This window comes from Paenibacillus sp. FSL K6-0276 (genome assembly GCF_037977235.1).
GTDB lineage: Bacteria > Bacillota > Bacilli > Paenibacillales > Paenibacillaceae > Paenibacillus_AQ.
The window spans coordinates 614,699-630,992 of the sequence record NZ_CP150276.1; the positions used below are offsets into that span (position 1 = coordinate 614,699).

The following is a 16,294-nucleotide window of genomic DNA, read 5'->3' on the forward strand; positions in this document are numbered from 1 at the left end:
CAACATAAATAGGCTGTCTTATAAGTAGGTAACTCCTACAAATGAGACGGCTTTTTTTTAACCTATCAGAAAGTATATATTTGGGGGCCCCCACAAAGTACCTGAGTACGCATCGAAGCAAAGCCTCACTTTGTGGGGAAATTTTTAGATAGCTTCCGATACTAAAGCTGCAAACCGTTCTAGAAACCGGCGTTCCTCATCATCAAAGCGGTCCTTGAGTGGACTGTCGATATCAAGTACGCCAAGCAGGCGATCATCCTTTATTAAAGGAACAACAATTTCGCTGTTAGAGGCTGCATCACAGGCAATATGACCTGGAAATTCATGCACATCTCCTACTACAAGTGTGCGTCGCTCTGCTGCTGCCGTTCCGCACACGCCGCGAGATAGCGGAATTCGAATGCATGCAGGGAGGCCTTGAAAAGGTCCAAGTACTAGCTCTTTACCGTCAAATAAATAAAAACCGGCCCAATTCGTATCCGGCAGAGTGTGTTTAAGAAGTGCCGAAGCATTAGCTAGATTGGCCGTAGCACTTGGCTCATCCTTCATCAATGCTTCGAGTTGGAGTAGAACCGCTTCAAACTGCTCGCCGCGTGTTCCATCATAAGGCATAGCTTGAAACATGAAGCATCACCTTCCTGTACTTTAAAGTATATATGAAACCACAACTGTAACTAACAACATATTATAGCTCTGCGGGGTACGTCAAGCCATAACATTATTTTGTAATTTATTGGAATCCTCTATGGTGTTACTGAAGCACTGAACCCTTACAATGATGTTTCCAATGATCTGTCATAGGGTAATGCTAGAGTAAATACCGAAGGCTTTGTAGCCAGAAGGAGTGGAATATGCGCGCCGATGTACAGAACTTGTTCATAGGAATCCACATGCTTTATTGTGCACATGATAAAGATGTGACGATCTCGGAGATGCTGCTCGGACTGGAAGCCATGGGGTATCGTGTAGGAGAACGCGAAGTGAAACAGGAATTGGAAAAGCTTACGATGGACAACTTTCTGACTGCACATAGCGAAGGGTACAGTATTACCGGCACTGGAATTGAAGAGTTCAAGGATATTCGAGCCAAACTTCAGGTGTTGTGTAGTGAAGTCGTGAATTGACGGAATGGAATGATTGAATATTGAATGTTAAAAATAAGCGTCTGGATCAAGTGGTGAGTGTGCCGCCTGATTCAGACGTTTTTTACAATATAAGAAAGTATAAGTTTCACGCTATACATTATCCTTATATTTCTCGCATAAACGCTAACTGTCCTTATGGGGACGCCAAAGGCGTTTTTGCTTGCATGTTAGATGTTAAGAAATTAGAACTTTTAGCTTAAGGATATACTCTTGAATGATGTATAATTGATAAGTTGAAGGGGGAGCGGAGAATTGTATTTATGCAATGGAGTGACACCTACACTGATCGGTAGAAGATTAAAATTATGTGCTATGACTACTGAGCATGCTTCAGCATTATTTCAGGTTTGGTCTCATCCGGAAGTTTCTAACTGGTTGGGTGCTCCAGCATTGTCCTCTATAGAAGAAACGGAGCAGCTTATTGCTCTTCTTTTACAGATGGCTGAGGAAGAGGAGAGCTTACGTTGGAGTATTATTGGACCCGGAGATGAAGTTATAGGTAGCTGCGGTTATAACCATTGGCAGCTTCAGGGAGCTTACCGTGGTGAAATTGGCTGTGATCTGTCGCCTGCCTTTTGGGGGCTTGGATATATGAAAGAAGCGCTAGGGCTTGTACTCGATTTTGGCTTCAACATTATGGGTTTGAATCGGATAGAAGCGCTCTGTCATCCTGATAATATCCGTGCGGAGAGGCTGGTTTATGCGCTTGGATTTCAGAAGGAAGGCGTATTACGTCAATATCGGCAGACCCTTTCCGGCTTTCAGGATGTTACTCTCCATGCTCTACTGCGCGAGGAGTGGCATTGAACTTAATACATAAAGAGAGGGTATGGAACATTGAAGTCAACAGGGGATTTAGAACGCAAATTAATATTAACAGGAGTATTACTGGCCACCTTTCTTGCCGCTATTGAGGGGACGGTAACAGGGCCAGCGGGACCGGCGATTGTAGGCGACTTTCAGGGGATGCAGTGGCTGAGCTGGATATTTACTTCATACTTGCTGGCAATGGCTATTACAACACCTATTTTCGGCAAAATCAGTGATCTGTTCGGACGCAAGCCTGTGTTCATGTGGGGAGCGGCTGTTTTTTTATTAGGATCATTATTATGCGGAATATCGCAAAGTATGGAACAGCTGATCCTGTTTCGTGCGATACAGGGGATCGGTGCGGGAGCACTTATTCCAATGACCTTTACCATTATCGGAGATATTTACAGCATTGAAGAGAGAGCAAAGACGCAAGGGTTGCTAAGCTCTGTATGGGGGATTTCCTCTTTGGTAGGGCCACTGCTTGGTGGCTATGTGGTAGATTACTTAAGCTGGCGTTGGGTATTTGTATTCAATCTGCCGTTTGGCGTATTGGCAATGGTATTTATTGCGCGCTACCTGAAGGAAGAGAAGGTACGTCGGAAGACACAAATCGATGTGGCGGGAGTTCTGCTGTTCACAGCAGGCATGGGTGCCCTACTTTTTGGACTCTCGACGGGTGGACAGAACTTGGCATGGACCTCTCCACTATTACTCGCAACACTGGGAGCGGCGGTCATCCTGCTAATCTTATTTCTGTTTGTGGAGCGCCGAGCTCCAGAGCCTATGCTTCCGCTGAACCTCTTCTCAAACCGTAACATCGCGGTATCAACAGGCGCTAACCTGCTTGTTAGCACATTAATTATTGGACTTTCTACGTATATCCCACTATGGGTACAGGGCGTATCTGGAAAAAGCGCTGCGATCTCAGGCTTGCTGCTTGCACCGATGTCTGTAGGTTGGATGTTTGGATCGATAGCAGGTGGGCGGATGATTCTGCGAGCGGGTTCTCGCCGAACGGCAATGCTTGGATTGATGATGATTGCTGCCGGGGCTATTGGTCTGGCTTTCTTGACTGGGGAGTCTTCGCAGCTAATACTCTTATGCTTGATGCTGGTCTGTGGAGTAGGCTTCGGATATTCTTCTACGGTCTTCACGATTATCGCTCAGTCCTCGGTTGCGCATGATCAACGTGGTGCATCCACAGCGCTTAATGCATTTACAAGGTCACTGGGTCAGACCATTGGGGTGGCTATATTCGGTTCCTGGCTGAACTTGAATATTGATAAGCTGTTGAGAAAACAACCGGATTCAAACGTTACTGGTGAGGATATAAATAAGCTGCTCGGCTCACATACAGGAACTAACCTGTCCGGTGAAGTATCAAACAGTTTGCGTGGTGCACTTGAAGGGGGACTTCATTCACTATTTATCGTGATGGCAGTTTTCGCTGTTTTGTCGTTAGTAATATCTTGGGGTTTGCGCAAGGGTGTGCCTTCGGTAGAGGATGCTTCGTCGTCCTTGAAAAAGGCATAACTCATTATCTAAGTAACATAAAGAAGCCCGACCAGGCATATGCGAGGCCACTGAAAAAGTTCTTTCTAGATCATACATTTAAGGAGTCAGTCGTAACTACGGAGAATATTTGGACTTCCGGCCGCTGTTGTCTCCAGATTTCCTGAATTGTACCGCTGTTAGCGGTTAAAATCCGGAGACAAAGGCGGTCGCTATCGCTCCTCCAGTTCCAAATTTCTCCTTCGCTACGCCCCTCTAATGTTTTAAGTTCAAGTTATAAAGGCGCCTTTTGGAGGCCCATGAAAACTCCATTCCAGGACACCCATCCTCGATCTTTTCGAGGATGGGTGTCCTGTTTTGCTGTATAATGATTGTATTAATTTCAGGTGGTGACTCGGATGATTTCAAACCAACAATCCCTTAACCTCAGTCCATTTATGGCGATTTACGATATCGTCGTACCTAAAGATAATATGCTACGACAAATAAATGACCTCGTAGATTTTTCTTTTGTTCATGAAGAATTACAGAATAAATATTGCCTAGATAATGGTCGCAATGCCGTGCCTCCTATTCGTATGTTCAAGTATTTATTACTAAAATCGATTTTCGATTTATCCGATGTGGATGTCGTAGAACGTTCTAAATATGACATGTCGCTCAAATACTTCTTAGATATGGCGCCTGAAGACGAGGTCATCAATCCTAGTTCACTCACGAAGTTTCGTAAACTTCGGTTGAAAGATGTGAACCTGCTCGACATGCTGATTCAAAAAACGGTGGAAATTGCATTGGAAAAAGAAATCATTAAAAGCCGCGCAATTATTGTGGATGCTACCCACACGAAATCACGATTCAATCAGCAATCACCCAAAGAAATATTGATGGAGAAGTCTAAGCTGTTGCGCAAGGCCGTTTATCAAATCAATGAAAACATGAAAGATAAATTCCCGCCAAAAACAACTACAAACGAATTAGTGGATGAACTGGACTATTGCCAAAAAGTAATTGACGCCGTGGAAAAAGAAGAAAGTATCCGCGAATATCCAAAGGTAAAGGAAAAGTTGAACTACTTAAAGGAAATCGTAGAAGATCACGTGGAGCACCTTCAATTTTCTAATGATCCAGATGCACGTGTGGGTCACAAAACAGCCGACTCTTCTTTTTTTGGCTATAAAACACATATTGCAATGAATGAAGAACGTATTATTACAGCTGCCGTAGTTACAACAGGTGAAAAAAGTGATGGGAAACAACTCCAAATACTAATCGAAAAAAGTCGCAAAACGGGCATGGATATCGATACAGTCATTGGCGACACAGCCTATTCTGAGAAAGAAAATATTCAGTATGCCAAACAAAATGAATTGCAACTCATATCCAAATTACATCCGCAGATTACTCAGGGTACTCGTAAAAAAGAAGATGAATTTGAGTTTAATAAAGATGCAGGGATGTACGTTTGTAAAGCAGGGCATATGGCAATTCGTAGGGCACGTACGGGGAGAAAGAATGTAGGAAAAAATCAAAAGGATACTTATTATTTTGATATCGATAAGTGTAAGCAATGCCCCTACAAAGAAGGATGTTATAAAGAGGGAGCACAATCAAAAACCTATTCAGTGAGCATCAAATCCACGGAGCATAGTGAGCAGCAAACTTTCCAAGAAAGTGAATATTTTAAAGAGAAGGCAAGAGAACGTTATAAAATTGAAGCAAAGAATAGTGAACTAAAACACAGACATGGGTATGATGTGGCATCTTCCTCAGGTCTCGTCGGCATGCACATGCAAGGAGCAATGGCTATATTTGCAGTAAATCTCAAAAGAATATTGACGCTATTAAAGTAAAGAGCATGAGGAATACATAAAATAAAGGCGAATTCTCACTCAGAATGGAGGGGAATTCGCCTTTAGCTGTTTAAGCTCATTTTACAGATTCTTAAAACACACGTTTTTCAGTGGCCTCGGCATATGCCGGTCGGGCTTCTTCGTGCGATAACAGCTTGTCTAACAAATATGAAGTAAAAAGCAGCCTAGATTCTAGCCCTACTTACGGGGAATAGGGGAAAGCTTCTCAGCTTGCAGACCCATCTTCTTGAGCAGAACAATCATTTGTTCCTTCTCTTCATCATTCAGTCCGCTGAAAGCAAGATGAAGACGCTCTGAGTATTTCGGATACATCTCATTCATGAGACGTTCGCCTTCCGCAGTCAGTTCCGCAAAAATCACCCTACGATCACTTGGACAAGGCTTGCGCTGCAAATAGCCGCGTTCTTCGAGCTTGTCGATTACGTAAGTAACGTTGCCGCTTTGTAGCAGCAGTTTGGCGCCAATTTGTTGAATTGGCTGTGGTCCCTTATAGTACAACACTTCCATGACTGCAAAGGCAGTAGGATTAAAACCTTCAATTTTGCTGCCGGTAACAGCATGCTCATTAATACTCTTGAATGATTTGGCAAATACCCGGTACAAATGTAGAGTTAATTGTGTATCACGTTCATAAGATTGTATCATGCTTCTCCACCCTCTATCGTTAATCATGTGAACTCGTCGCACGTCTGTAATCATATTTATTAGTGCACGGTTTACCTGTGCAACGAACTTTGAGATAACAATAGAATACGTGAAAGAGCGAATGAAGAACATGTGATTTGTCACAATGAGCAACTTTTAATTATTAAAAATCAAACAATTTTTTGAAGATGATGAAATTGGACGTTTTTTTGATTTCAGTCTCTGAAAGGATAACAATTTCATCCTCCGGTTCAAGCGCTATTTACGCCTCTAGACGGATGAATGACAATCTCCAATATTTTACTATTACTTCATTGAGAAATAGTAACGGGGAGTGAAGTGAAGATGGAGGACCAGATTCATGATTTAAAAGAAAGTAAGCTAACCGCGAATAAGCCCTTCATGCTGCTTATCACCGCACAGCTCGTATCGAATGTAGGGGACTGGTTGCATATACTAGCACTACTGACGATGGTAGGATTCAAATGGAATGCTACACCGTGGGAAATTACAACCCTATCTTTATGTATGGCCGTGCCTCTGCTGTTAGGAGGACCGTTTGCAGGCTATTTAAGCGATCGTTTCAACCGCAAGGCACTAATGATTGGTTCGGATATAGCCCGTGTCGGGATTGTTGTCTGCTTGGTATTTGCAGGTTCACTGTGGCAGGTCTATGTGCTGCTGCTGGCTAAGGGATTTATGGATGTACTGTTCTCTCCGGCTAAAAGCGGAAAGATAAAGGAACTTGTTCCTGCGGCTCAGATGGATAAAGCCATGGCGCTTAGCTCATCGATAGAACAGATAACCAAAATTGTGGGTCCAGCTCTCGGTGGACTGCTGGTCGCAGCATTCAGCATAGCTGCTTGTTACATGATTGACTCAGCTACTTTCATTTTATCGGCGATCATTTTGCTTGGATTACCTCGCATAGCTGCGATAAAGAAGGAGGACGCGAAAGCAAGCACAGAGGAGACGGAGGTACGTAAATCCTTCCGCCAAGAAATGTCGGCTGGTCTGCATGTGATTGCAGGAATGCCTGTAGTGCTTTGCGGCATTGTTACGTTGGTGCTGGTGCTACTAATGCTGCAAATTGGTGACTCTCAGATTGTAACGTTATTCCGGGAGATTCCAGGTGTGAATGGTGATTTGCTAGGCTGGTGTGTAGCGGCCAGTGGCTTTGGAACCTTGCTATCAACACTGCTTGTAAGCCGGATAGGCAGTGGCAAGCATCCGCTTATCTTTATGGGATTAGGGGCTGTAATAATGGGAGTCGTCTTCTCGAGTGCAGGGATCGTAACTGCTCACGGTCAGGCCGGAATCTGGATGAACATTGCTTTGTTTGGGTCCTTCATGTTTGCTGGTGTGGGTGCAGGACTAGCGTTTATACCCTTCAATTCGATGTTACAGCAACGGACACCTGCAGAATATACGGGTCGTGTATTTGGGACCATAGGCAGTCTGACAAGCGCGGCGGTTATTCTAGGACCTGTAGCCGGTGGAGCATTAGTGACAGCATCGGGTCCTGTGTCTGCTTTTATTCTATCTGGTCTGCTTACAGGACTACTGGGGCTGGGACTGTTAATGCTGCGTGGCAAAATTGAACGCCGGGATGAAGCTGCTATCAAGAAGCAGGAAGGAATAGTAGCGACGAATAACATAGACCTTGTAGGACAGACCTCCCTTTGACGGGAGGTTTCTTTTGTTTGCTATGAGAAGGGATGAGATAGTTATTGTGAAAAAAGCAGCTTGCAAATTTTCAGAAAGAATATATAGTACGATTAGATAAGTTGTCATTTCATCTGTTGACCATTAGAATATCATTCATATACGTAATAGAGAATGCAATTTATAATAATATGTATTAGAAATATCTAGGAGATGGAGAATATGGAGAAAGTAGAACTAACGGTGGATACCGAGAGCTACGACGACATTGTGCTCGATGTTGAGATCGATGAGGCTGGCTATGAAGCGGGAGACCCTTGCATATTCGATATTTCATTTCAGGTGAAGCGAGGGCAGTTGCTCGGACTGATCGGACCTAACGGTGCTGGGAAAAGTACAACCATCAAGACACTGCTCGGGTTGCTGAAGAATACAAAGGCTAAGGTGTCCTTTAGTGGAGTTAATAAATCTTATGCTTATGTACCGGAGCAACCTGTGTTTTATGAGGATTTGACATTGTGGGAACATTTGGATTTGGCGGCCGCTGCCTATGGACTGAAGTACGAGCAGTTCGAAGAAACTGTGGAGAGGCTGCTGAAGCAGTTTGGTATGGGCCATGTACGCAATGATCTTCCAGCCGGATTCTCTAAAGGCATGAAACAAAAAATGATGCTAATGCTTGGCTTTTTGGTACAGCCGGATGTTTATATTGTGGACGAGCCGTTTATCGGTTTAGATCCTCGCGCCACTAAAGATTTCCTGCGGCTGCTGGAAGCGGAGCGGAAGCGTGGAGCTGGTGTATTAATGTCAACGCATGTACTGGATACTGCAGAGAAGATATGCGATGATTTCGTGCTGATCTCCGGGGGGAAGGTTGCCGCCTCTGGAACACTCGAAGATATACGTGACTATGCTGGACTGCCGGAGGCGTCGTTGTTTGATTGCTTCGACGAACTGACATGAGTAAGCAGGGACAGCGGGCGTTTTCTTTTTCTAACTCCAAACAACTATTCAGACGTCGGCTATTCTCTCATTGGCGTGAGCAATCGGCTATTATCCGTACGGCGGCTGATTGGACCGTTCTCTTATATATTCTTATTCCCGGCGGACTGCTGGGAGGGCGTTTATATTACGGATTCTGGAACGAGGCGCTACCAGCTTGGACTGCAAATTTGCCGTTTATGCTCATTCCTTCATTATTAGTGCTCCTGATCTGCAACGGGGGATTGGTGCTATTATTGCAGGAAGGGGATCTATTATTTCTTAGACAGCGGGAGCGATGGATAAATACGATCATATTTCGCGGATTGATCTACAGCCTGATTGTAACCTCGCTGAAGTTCTGTGTAGCTTTTGCACTATTGTTGCCTTTTCTTATTCGGGGATTTGAAATGACGTCATCGGAGGTATGGGCGCTGTTCGCTCTGACCTTGGCGTGCAGCTGGTGTGTTAAGTTACTTGGACATCTTGTAAAAGTTCAGAAGCAAGGTTGGCGGCGCTGGCTGTGGCTGTTTCTGGCGATCTCAGTTCCGAACGCTATTTTTTTCAGAGTAGCTATCCTTTGGATTGATCGCCCGCTCTTCATACTGTTGAGTGCGGTTCTATTTACTGTCGTTGCAATAATAGCTTTCCGGCGGCGTTTAGTGATGCGCGGGACATTCATGAACGATGTCCGCGAAGACTACAAGCAGCGGATGAAGATAGCGGCCCTATTGCTCCGCAATGTTCTGGATAAACCTCGCCCGACTCGCCATAAGCCGTGGATTTTCCGGAAGTCACAGCCTTTACTTAAATCAAAGACTGCCGAGAGCCGTTTCTCTGCGGCAGCGATTAAGGCACTCGTACGGAATCCAGCCCATTTGAAGCTCTACTTAGCCTTTACAGCTGTGTCCGCCGTAGCGATCCTCATCATTCCATCGGGATTTAAATGGCTGGGATTTGTAGTATTAACATCTCTCATGACCTTTTGGCTGTTCTCGTTCTGGTCGCTCTTTGCTGGAGATGATTTCGTTGGAATACTACCGTTTACGAAAGAACAAAAAGCTGAAGCGGGTATGCATGCAGTCCCTATCCTATTGCTTCCCTTTACAATGATTTGTTCTGCTATAATCTGTCTTTCGTTATATAGTTGGTATGGGCTCGTACTGTTCGTTCCGGTTGGATACATGGTGGGACTCTTTATAAGTAGAATATTTGGTACGTTTCGCTTAGGGAAAGAATAATAGATAGAACAACAGCGTGACTTGAGAAGCATCTCAAGTCACGCTGTTTTTAGTTGTATTGAATTACCTCAGTCGAAGGTCAGCAGCGTGTTTGCCTGCTGTATATCCGGTAGAGAAGGCGGCTGTAATATTGTAGCCACCAGTGTAACCATGAATATCGAGTACCTCTCCGCAGAAGAATAGCCCTTGCATAAGCTTAGATTCCATTCTTTTGGGATCGATCTCCTTCAGATTTACCCCGCCGCCCGTAACAAAGGCTTCGGATAAAGAGCGGGTACCGTGTACATAAACGGGCATCCGTTTCAAGATACCTGCTAGCGCAAGCAATCCATTCTTGGATACATGATGGCCCGTTATATCTCCATCCAAGTCAGCTTTAGCTAACAAGAGGGGGATGAGACGTTCTGGCAGTAGCCCCTTCAGCGAATTGCGGATTGCTTTCTTCGGCTCCTGCTCCAGCTTGTCCTGCAGCAGTGATTCCACTTCTTGTGAGTTCAAATCAGGGAAGAGGTCGACGGACATCTCAACAGTGTCTATGCCAGATTTACGCTGGACCTGTCTCAGAAATTGGCTGCAGCGCAGTGCAATTGGGCCAGATAATCCAAAGTGGGTGAAAATCATATCTCCACGATGGGAGATGACCTTCTTTCCTTTGGGATTCCAGACAGTAAGCGCAACATCGCGTAGCGACAGTCCTTGCAGCTCACCGGACTTGATCCACTCTTCTCGTGAAAGTATCGGAACCTCAGTCGGGAACAGCTCCGTAATCGTATGTCCTGCGGCTTCCGCCCAAGGGTAGCCATCTCCAGTCGAACCGGTCTGTGGTACAGACTTCCCTCCAGTGGCGATGATGACAGCAGAGCAGGAGAAGGACTTACCTGAGCTCAGCCGGACTCCTTTAACAGTACCTTCATTATATAGCACTTCTGAGACGGGGCTGTCCGTCATAATCTGCACGCCTAGACTCCGTACTTTGTTAATCAAGGTGGAGACGACGCTGGAGGCCTTATCTGAAACGGGAAACATCCGTCCGTTGTCTTCTTCCTTTAATGCAATGCCTAAGCCTTCAAAAAAGGCAATGATGTCCTGATTATTAAAATGGTCGAAGGCGCTATACAAAAAACGTCCGTTTCCCGGGATATGGGAGATTAACTCGTCTCTCTCCTTGACGTTCGTTACATTGCAGCGTCCGCCACCAGATATTCCGAGTTTTCGTCCTAGCTTGGCTCCCTTGTCGATTAGTAGTACGGATGCCCCGTGTTCTGCTGCGGCCACGCTTGCCATCAATCCCGAAGGGCCGCCCCCTATGACGATCACATCGTAGTTGCTCATGAAATTATACTCCTTTACATGTTAAGACACGGGTGATACTCCGTGTTTTCCTAACGGAATCATACCATTCTGACTCTCATGTAACCAGTCTTGTCCGCCGGCTTCGTGATAATCGTTGTCAGGAGAGTGATCCTGTGCTTTAATCTAGACATGTAGGGGAATTTGTCCATTTTGGGGTGTGATTGTAATTATTGGCGCAATTAAGGATATTTTATTGCAAATATCGGCAGCATGCTCCTTTCTTTTTCTGATTCAATGGTGGGTGGACCGAGGGCTTGTGGCTCGAAAAAAAGGTGTTTTCCTGGATAATCAAACCTTTTTGGTTTTCGCGTGTACGCTAAGCTTGATCCTGTGCTCTCTTCTCTCGACGACTTTATTCGGTATTACTTATTTGAATTTAGGAATGCTCCCTGCTTACATTGGGATTTTATATGGAACTTTACGTTCAGGCATTCTGCTGTCCATCTTTTTTCTCGTCTGTAATATTTTCATTTCAGAGCCAACAGGAATAAGTAATATGATATTAAATTCAGGAATATTATTATATCCGTTGCTGTTTGGGATAGCTAAGCCTTTTAAGAAAGGCACAGTGGTAGAGAAGATAGGTATGTTATGGATGGTTCTTTGTCCGAATATGTTGTTCATTGCACTTGTACCTATTATAGGTGGAAAAAATATATATGAAGCCCATTCTAGCGAGTCGTTTTTGATTACTGTGTATCTTTTTTTCACCATCGCGTTGGGCGGTATTTTTGTGTATTTTGTTGAAATGGTCTGGAGTAGATGGCAGGCAAAAGTACAAATGGAAAGTATAAGTGATAATTTTCAGTGGGAGTCTGAGAAGCTGCAGCAGATTACAAATGTAGTGCCCCTCAGTATTATGTCCCTGGATGATCACGGAGTTGTGACTGACCTTAATGATTGTATGTTGGGAATGATAAGAATTCATTATCCCAATTTGAGAAGGGAAGATATTATTGACAAGCCGGTCAGGGGATTTTTTAACGGTTCAGCGGATGCTGAGGCATATATGCGGGTACGGGATAACATTCAGCATAAACGGCGTTCCCATGAACGAATGATTCATGGCTCGCGGATTTATCGAATTTATTCAGCACCGCTAGTACATAAGAACATAGAATTATCTGGTGGAGTGGTACTCATTGCGCAGGATATTACTAATGAAGTGAAACTTCGCTCAGAGCTGGATCATGTGGAACGTTTGAGCTTGGTAGGGCAGATGGCAGCTGGAATTACCCATGAGATTCGTAATCCTATGGCGGTAGTTCGTGGATTTTTGCAGCTGATGAGAGAAAAAAGTTCAGATGATTTGGATTCTTATTATCAGATCGTGCTCGAGGAGTTGGATCGGGCGAATAGCATTATTAATGATTTCCTATCACTGGCGCAGAGCCGGATTTCTGATAAGGAGAAGGTGCTATTACACCGTATTATAGAAGAAGTTAGTCCGCTGCTATGGGCTGATGCTAATCTTCGTGGTCAAAGTGTTGAGCTAAAGCTGAACGCATCACTTCACGAATTGGAGTTAAACGTTCGGGAAATAAAGCAGCTCATCCTTAATTTAGGACGCAACAGTATGGAAGCTATGGGACCTAAAGGGGTCTTGACACTTGAAACACATAGTACTCAGGATAAAGTGGAGCTGATTGTAAGGGATAGAGGAATCGGCATCTCGGAAAGTCAACGAGAGAAGTTGTTTTCACCCTTTTTTACAACGAAAAGTGAGGGAACAGGTCTAGGGTTATCCTTGTGTCACAGTATTGTGGAACGGCATAACGGTAAAATAAATGTAGAGTCTGTAGAAGGAGAGGGTACGGTATTTACCATCTCATTCCCTTTAGTAAAGGAAGAATATATCGGAGCAACGCTTGCGGATTGAATGATACTGTAGCATCTCTTGCTTTCACAGAGTATGAATGTATAATAAAGTTAGTAAGTACTGCTGTAATGTTATCTGACAAAACAGTTAAATAGTGAAGGAGAGTGCAGAGAAATGTCCATGTCTTTTAATCAATATATGAGAGATTCAATTCAGCCTATGCGTGATGACCTGACAAGCATTGGGTTTCAGGAGCTTATGACTCCAGAAGAGGTGGAAGCCACTCTTCCTACCGCAAAGGGTACGGCGCTTGTAGTCGTGAATTCGGTCTGTGGTTGTGCCGCTGGACAATGTCGTCCTGGTGTAGCTCAGGCATTGCAAAATGAAATCGCTCCGGATCACTTGTTCACAGTGTTTGCAGGTCAAGAGAAAGAAGCCACTGCTAAAGCACGTGAATATTTTGCTCCTTATCCGCCATCTTCACCTTCCATCGCATTGATGAAGGATGGAGAGCTCGTTCACTTTATTGAACGCCATAGTGTAGAAAATCGATCGGCTGCTGAAATCGCTGCTGAATTGAAAGAAGTCTTTGATCGTTTTTGCCAGTAAAAACAGTTATTCCATATAATCTCGCATCAGTCAGTAATTCGGCTGTTGCGGGATTTTTCAAAATATAAGAGCGATAATGGGATAGAATATACTTAGAAGCATAGAGCTTCACTTGGTATGGATATTTTGATGGATATGGAACCATTTCTGATGGAACGGGGTGTGGTTTGTGAGTTTACAGGAAGAAATTATTGCTGACCTTGGCGTGAAGCCAACGATTGATGTAGAAGCAGAGGTGCGTAAACGAGTTGATTTCTTAAAATCGTACGTGCTGAAGGCAGGTGCCAAGGGATTATTGATCGCTATTAGTGGCGGGGTGGACAGCGCGGTAGCTGCGGGCCTTTGTAAACAGGCTACGGACGAGCTGTCGGCACAGGAAGGCACAGAGTATATTACGCTTGGCGTATTCCAGCCATATGGTGTTCAAGAGGATATCCAGCACAGTTACGATGTCGCAAAAGCTTTTAATCTAACCCATACAGTGGAGACTAATATCGAGGAAGCTGTAAATGAAATTGCGCTTGAAGTTGAGCATAGTCTCAAGTCACTCGGCCAGCATCGCCATATGACGCATCAAGGCAAGGGAAATGTTAAAGCGAGAACACGTATGGTTATGCAATATGCGCTCTCCTTTGAGAATAATCTGATTGTAGTTGGAACGGATCATGCTTCTGAAGCCATTACGGGCTTCTACACCAAGTGGGGGGATGGCGCTGTAGATATTACACCTCTATCTACACTTAACAAACGTCAGGTTCGTCAATTAGCAGCTCATATTGGTGTACCTGCGGATATTGTCACAAAAGCACCTACGGCAGGATTGTGGCCGGGGCAGACGGATGAAACCGAGCTGGGCATTACTTATGACGATAATAGCGACTATCTGGAAGGCAAACAGGTTAACCCTGAGGTAGCGGAGAAACTCGAGAATTATTACCGGAGAACGGCGCATAAGCGCAATGTCATTCCTGGAATTTAGAATACGTTGAACTAGAAACCGCCACGGGGTCTGCGTAGTTGCAGAACTCGTGGCGGTTTTTAACATATCAGAAAGTATATATTTGGGGCCCCCGCAAAGTACCTGAGTACTCATCAAAGCAAAGCCTCACTTTGTGGGGATATTTTGTGAGATCGATAAGCAGTAAGAATAACTATTTGGCAAGCAATTGATTGATAAAATCAGTGGTAGAAGCAATCGCAAGCTCCAATTGTGGAGTGGTGCCAGCAAAAGGATGCACAGTGCTGAAGGTATGATTACCCTCAGGAATCTGCACCCAGTTAATATCTGGTCGGAGTTTGCTGAGTTGCTCAGATCCTTGCCGGAGGTGTGCTCCATCCTGACTCCCTTGAATAAGAACAACCGGGAAGGCCGCTGTCTTCATACGTTCAAGGATATTATAACGTTCTTTTTGGTTCTCCATATCTTCTAAAATAACAGCATCTAGCGGCATTTGTTGGCCAGTACGTCCATTAAGAACATGGGTTCGTCCTGTTTCCTTCATCTCCTGCTTTTGCTCTTCTGTCAACAAATCGAGCTTCGTAACCCCGTTCCAGGAGATGACCCCGCTAACTTCATTGGGATGGTCAAGCGTGTAGACCAGACAAATTCCCCCTCCGAGACTATGGCCGAGAAGGAATAAGGGCAGGCTTCCGAATTTCGGATGCTGGCTAAGATAGGACAATAGGATTTCCATATCCTTCAGCTCACGACGATAGGTGTTGCGGGCGAATTTCTCAAGCTCAGTAAAATTTAGTAGATCTTCTCCGATTCCAGCATGAGAGAAGTTGAAGGTAATCACTTCATGATCATGGCTGAGAGTAGTGGCAATGTAAGGAAACATCCCCCAATCTTTGAATCCCTTATAACCGTGCGCAATAACTATAAGGCTCTTAGGCACTCCTTGGGCAGGAAAGTGCGAGCAGCGGAGAACAGCATCATCTCCGGCAGGTATTTTGAAATTACGATGCTTCATAGGGTAATCCCCTCTCTATATATAAAAATGAAGTAAATCAGCGAGTCCACCACGACGATGCTGGATAGACTTCCAAAGTATTTTCTTTTAAGATAGCAGAAAGAATCTTACTGGACTATAATTTTTATAAGAAATGAACAACCTGTATGAGGATCATACCATTATTGAAGTAGTATAGGATACACGTCCATAAGGAGCGTGAAATTTTGATTTACGGAATTGGACATGATGTGTTAGAAATTGAACGAATATCAGAGGTAATGCATAGGGGACTGGGAAAGAAATTTAACCAACGTGTCCTAACGGAGCGTGAGTACCAACTTGCTGAGCAACGAGGTGGAAGATTGGCTGAGTTCGTAGCAGGGCGTTTTGCTGCCAAGGAAGCCGTTGTGAAAGCCTTAGGCTGTGGCATCGGCAATGTAGTTGGTTTTCAGGATATTGAGATATTACCTGACCGTAAAGGTAAGCCAGAAGTCACCTTATCGTGCGAAGCCTGGAGCAGATTAGGTCTGCCTGAAGGACAAAAGTATACCATTCATCTTACGATAACACATGGCCGTGATTTGGCTTCGGCTTTTGCGGTTGTGGAGGGGTTAGGTTCATGAATTGAACCGTGATAATAGAGGGCAAGGAGAGTTACAATGACACAACAAGATTTACAAGGTCA

Annotated in this window: 15 protein-coding genes; 11 read left to right on the forward strand and 4 right to left on the reverse strand. The window is 44.5% G+C overall.

Going from position 1 to position 16,294, the window contains the following annotated elements; all coding sequences use genetic code 11:
• Positions 1-144: 144 nt before the first annotated feature.
• Positions 145-624, reverse strand: coding sequence for a GAF domain-containing protein (locus MHH52_RS02895; RefSeq protein WP_340006544.1), 480 nt, complete (start codon positions 622-624; stop codon positions 145-147).
• Positions 625-851: 227 nt separating this feature from the next.
• Here MHH52_RS02895 and MHH52_RS02900 point away from each other — a divergent pair, with 227 nt between their 5' ends.
• From MHH52_RS02900 to MHH52_RS02915, 4 genes are all read left to right on the forward strand, one after another.
• Positions 852-1,124 (forward strand): hypothetical protein, encoded by a 273-nt coding sequence (locus MHH52_RS02900; protein ID WP_340006546.1) that lies wholly within the window; start codon positions 852-854, stop codon positions 1,122-1,124.
• Between the two features lie 273 nt (positions 1,125-1,397).
• Positions 1,398-1,952 carry a GNAT family protein gene (locus MHH52_RS02905; RefSeq protein WP_340006548.1) on the forward strand — a complete coding sequence of 185 codons (555 nt, stop codon included), beginning with the start codon at positions 1,398-1,400 and terminating at the stop codon, positions 1,950-1,952.
• A gap of 30 nt (positions 1,953-1,982) precedes the next feature.
• A complete protein-coding gene (locus MHH52_RS02910; protein WP_340006550.1) occupies positions 1,983-3,491 on the forward strand; it encodes an MDR family MFS transporter in 1,509 nt (502 codons plus the stop codon).
• Between the two features lie 377 nt (positions 3,492-3,868).
• Positions 3,869-5,320: an IS1182 family transposase gene (locus MHH52_RS02915; RefSeq protein ID WP_340006552.1), complete on the forward strand. Its 1,452-nt coding sequence runs from the start codon at positions 3,869-3,871 to the stop codon at positions 5,318-5,320.
• Between the two features lie 198 nt (positions 5,321-5,518).
• Here MHH52_RS02915 and MHH52_RS02920 read toward each other — a convergent pair whose 3' ends face one another.
• Entirely contained in the window at positions 5,519-5,986 is a 468-nt protein-coding gene (locus MHH52_RS02920; RefSeq protein ID WP_313641169.1) for a MarR family transcriptional regulator, read from the reverse strand.
• Between the two features lie 345 nt (positions 5,987-6,331).
• On the opposite strand from MHH52_RS02920, the gene MHH52_RS02925 reads away from it, so the two are divergent.
• The 3 genes from MHH52_RS02925 (at position 6,332) to MHH52_RS02935 (ending at position 9,873) form a co-directional block, all read left to right on the forward strand.
• Complete coding sequence (locus tag MHH52_RS02925) at positions 6,332-7,672, forward strand: MFS transporter (RefSeq protein ID WP_340006555.1); 1,341 nt, start codon at positions 6,332-6,334, stop codon at positions 7,670-7,672.
• 201 nt (positions 7,673-7,873) lie between these two features.
• Positions 7,874-8,614: an ABC transporter ATP-binding protein gene (locus MHH52_RS02930; RefSeq protein ID WP_313641167.1), complete on the forward strand. Its 741-nt coding sequence runs from the start codon at positions 7,874-7,876 to the stop codon at positions 8,612-8,614.
• Positions 8,611-9,873 (forward strand): ABC transporter permease, encoded by a 1,263-nt coding sequence (locus MHH52_RS02935; RefSeq protein ID WP_313641166.1) that lies wholly within the window; start codon positions 8,611-8,613, stop codon positions 9,871-9,873. Before MHH52_RS02930 ends, MHH52_RS02935 begins: the two co-directional genes overlap by 4 nt.
• A gap of 63 nt (positions 9,874-9,936) precedes the next feature.
• On the opposite strand, the gene MHH52_RS02940 is transcribed toward MHH52_RS02935, so the two are convergent.
• Positions 9,937-11,205 (reverse strand): NAD(P)/FAD-dependent oxidoreductase, encoded by a 1,269-nt coding sequence (locus MHH52_RS02940; protein ID WP_340006557.1) that lies wholly within the window; start codon positions 11,203-11,205, stop codon positions 9,937-9,939.
• A 178-nt stretch (positions 11,206-11,383) separates the two neighbouring features.
• On the opposite strand from MHH52_RS02940, the gene MHH52_RS02945 reads away from it, so the two are divergent.
• The 3 genes from MHH52_RS02945 (at position 11,384) to nadE (ending at position 14,633) form a co-directional block, all read left to right on the forward strand.
• Positions 11,384-13,105, forward strand: coding sequence for an ATP-binding protein (locus MHH52_RS02945; protein ID WP_340006558.1), 1,722 nt, complete (start codon positions 11,384-11,386; stop codon positions 13,103-13,105).
• 114 nt (positions 13,106-13,219) lie between these two features.
• Positions 13,220-13,654, forward strand: a complete 435-nt coding sequence (locus tag MHH52_RS02950; RefSeq protein ID WP_313641163.1) for a BrxA/BrxB family bacilliredoxin — start codon at positions 13,220-13,222, stop codon at positions 13,652-13,654.
• Positions 13,655-13,823: 169 nt separating this feature from the next.
• On the forward strand, positions 13,824-14,633 hold the full coding sequence (gene nadE, locus MHH52_RS02955; protein ID WP_313641162.1) for an ammonia-dependent NAD(+) synthetase: 810 nt from the start codon (positions 13,824-13,826) through the stop codon (positions 14,631-14,633).
• 172 nt (positions 14,634-14,805) lie between these two features.
• Here the strand turns inward: nadE and MHH52_RS02960 are convergent, their stop codons facing one another.
• Positions 14,806-15,627, reverse strand: a complete 822-nt coding sequence (locus MHH52_RS02960; RefSeq protein ID WP_340006561.1) for an alpha/beta fold hydrolase — start codon at positions 15,625-15,627, stop codon at positions 14,806-14,808.
• 206 nt (positions 15,628-15,833) lie between these two features.
• Between MHH52_RS02960 and acpS the strand changes: the two genes are divergently transcribed.
• A complete protein-coding gene (gene acpS / locus MHH52_RS02965) occupies positions 15,834-16,232 on the forward strand; it encodes a holo-ACP synthase (RefSeq protein WP_340006562.1) in 399 nt (132 codons plus the stop codon).
• The last annotated feature ends 62 nt before the right edge of the window (positions 16,233-16,294 follow it).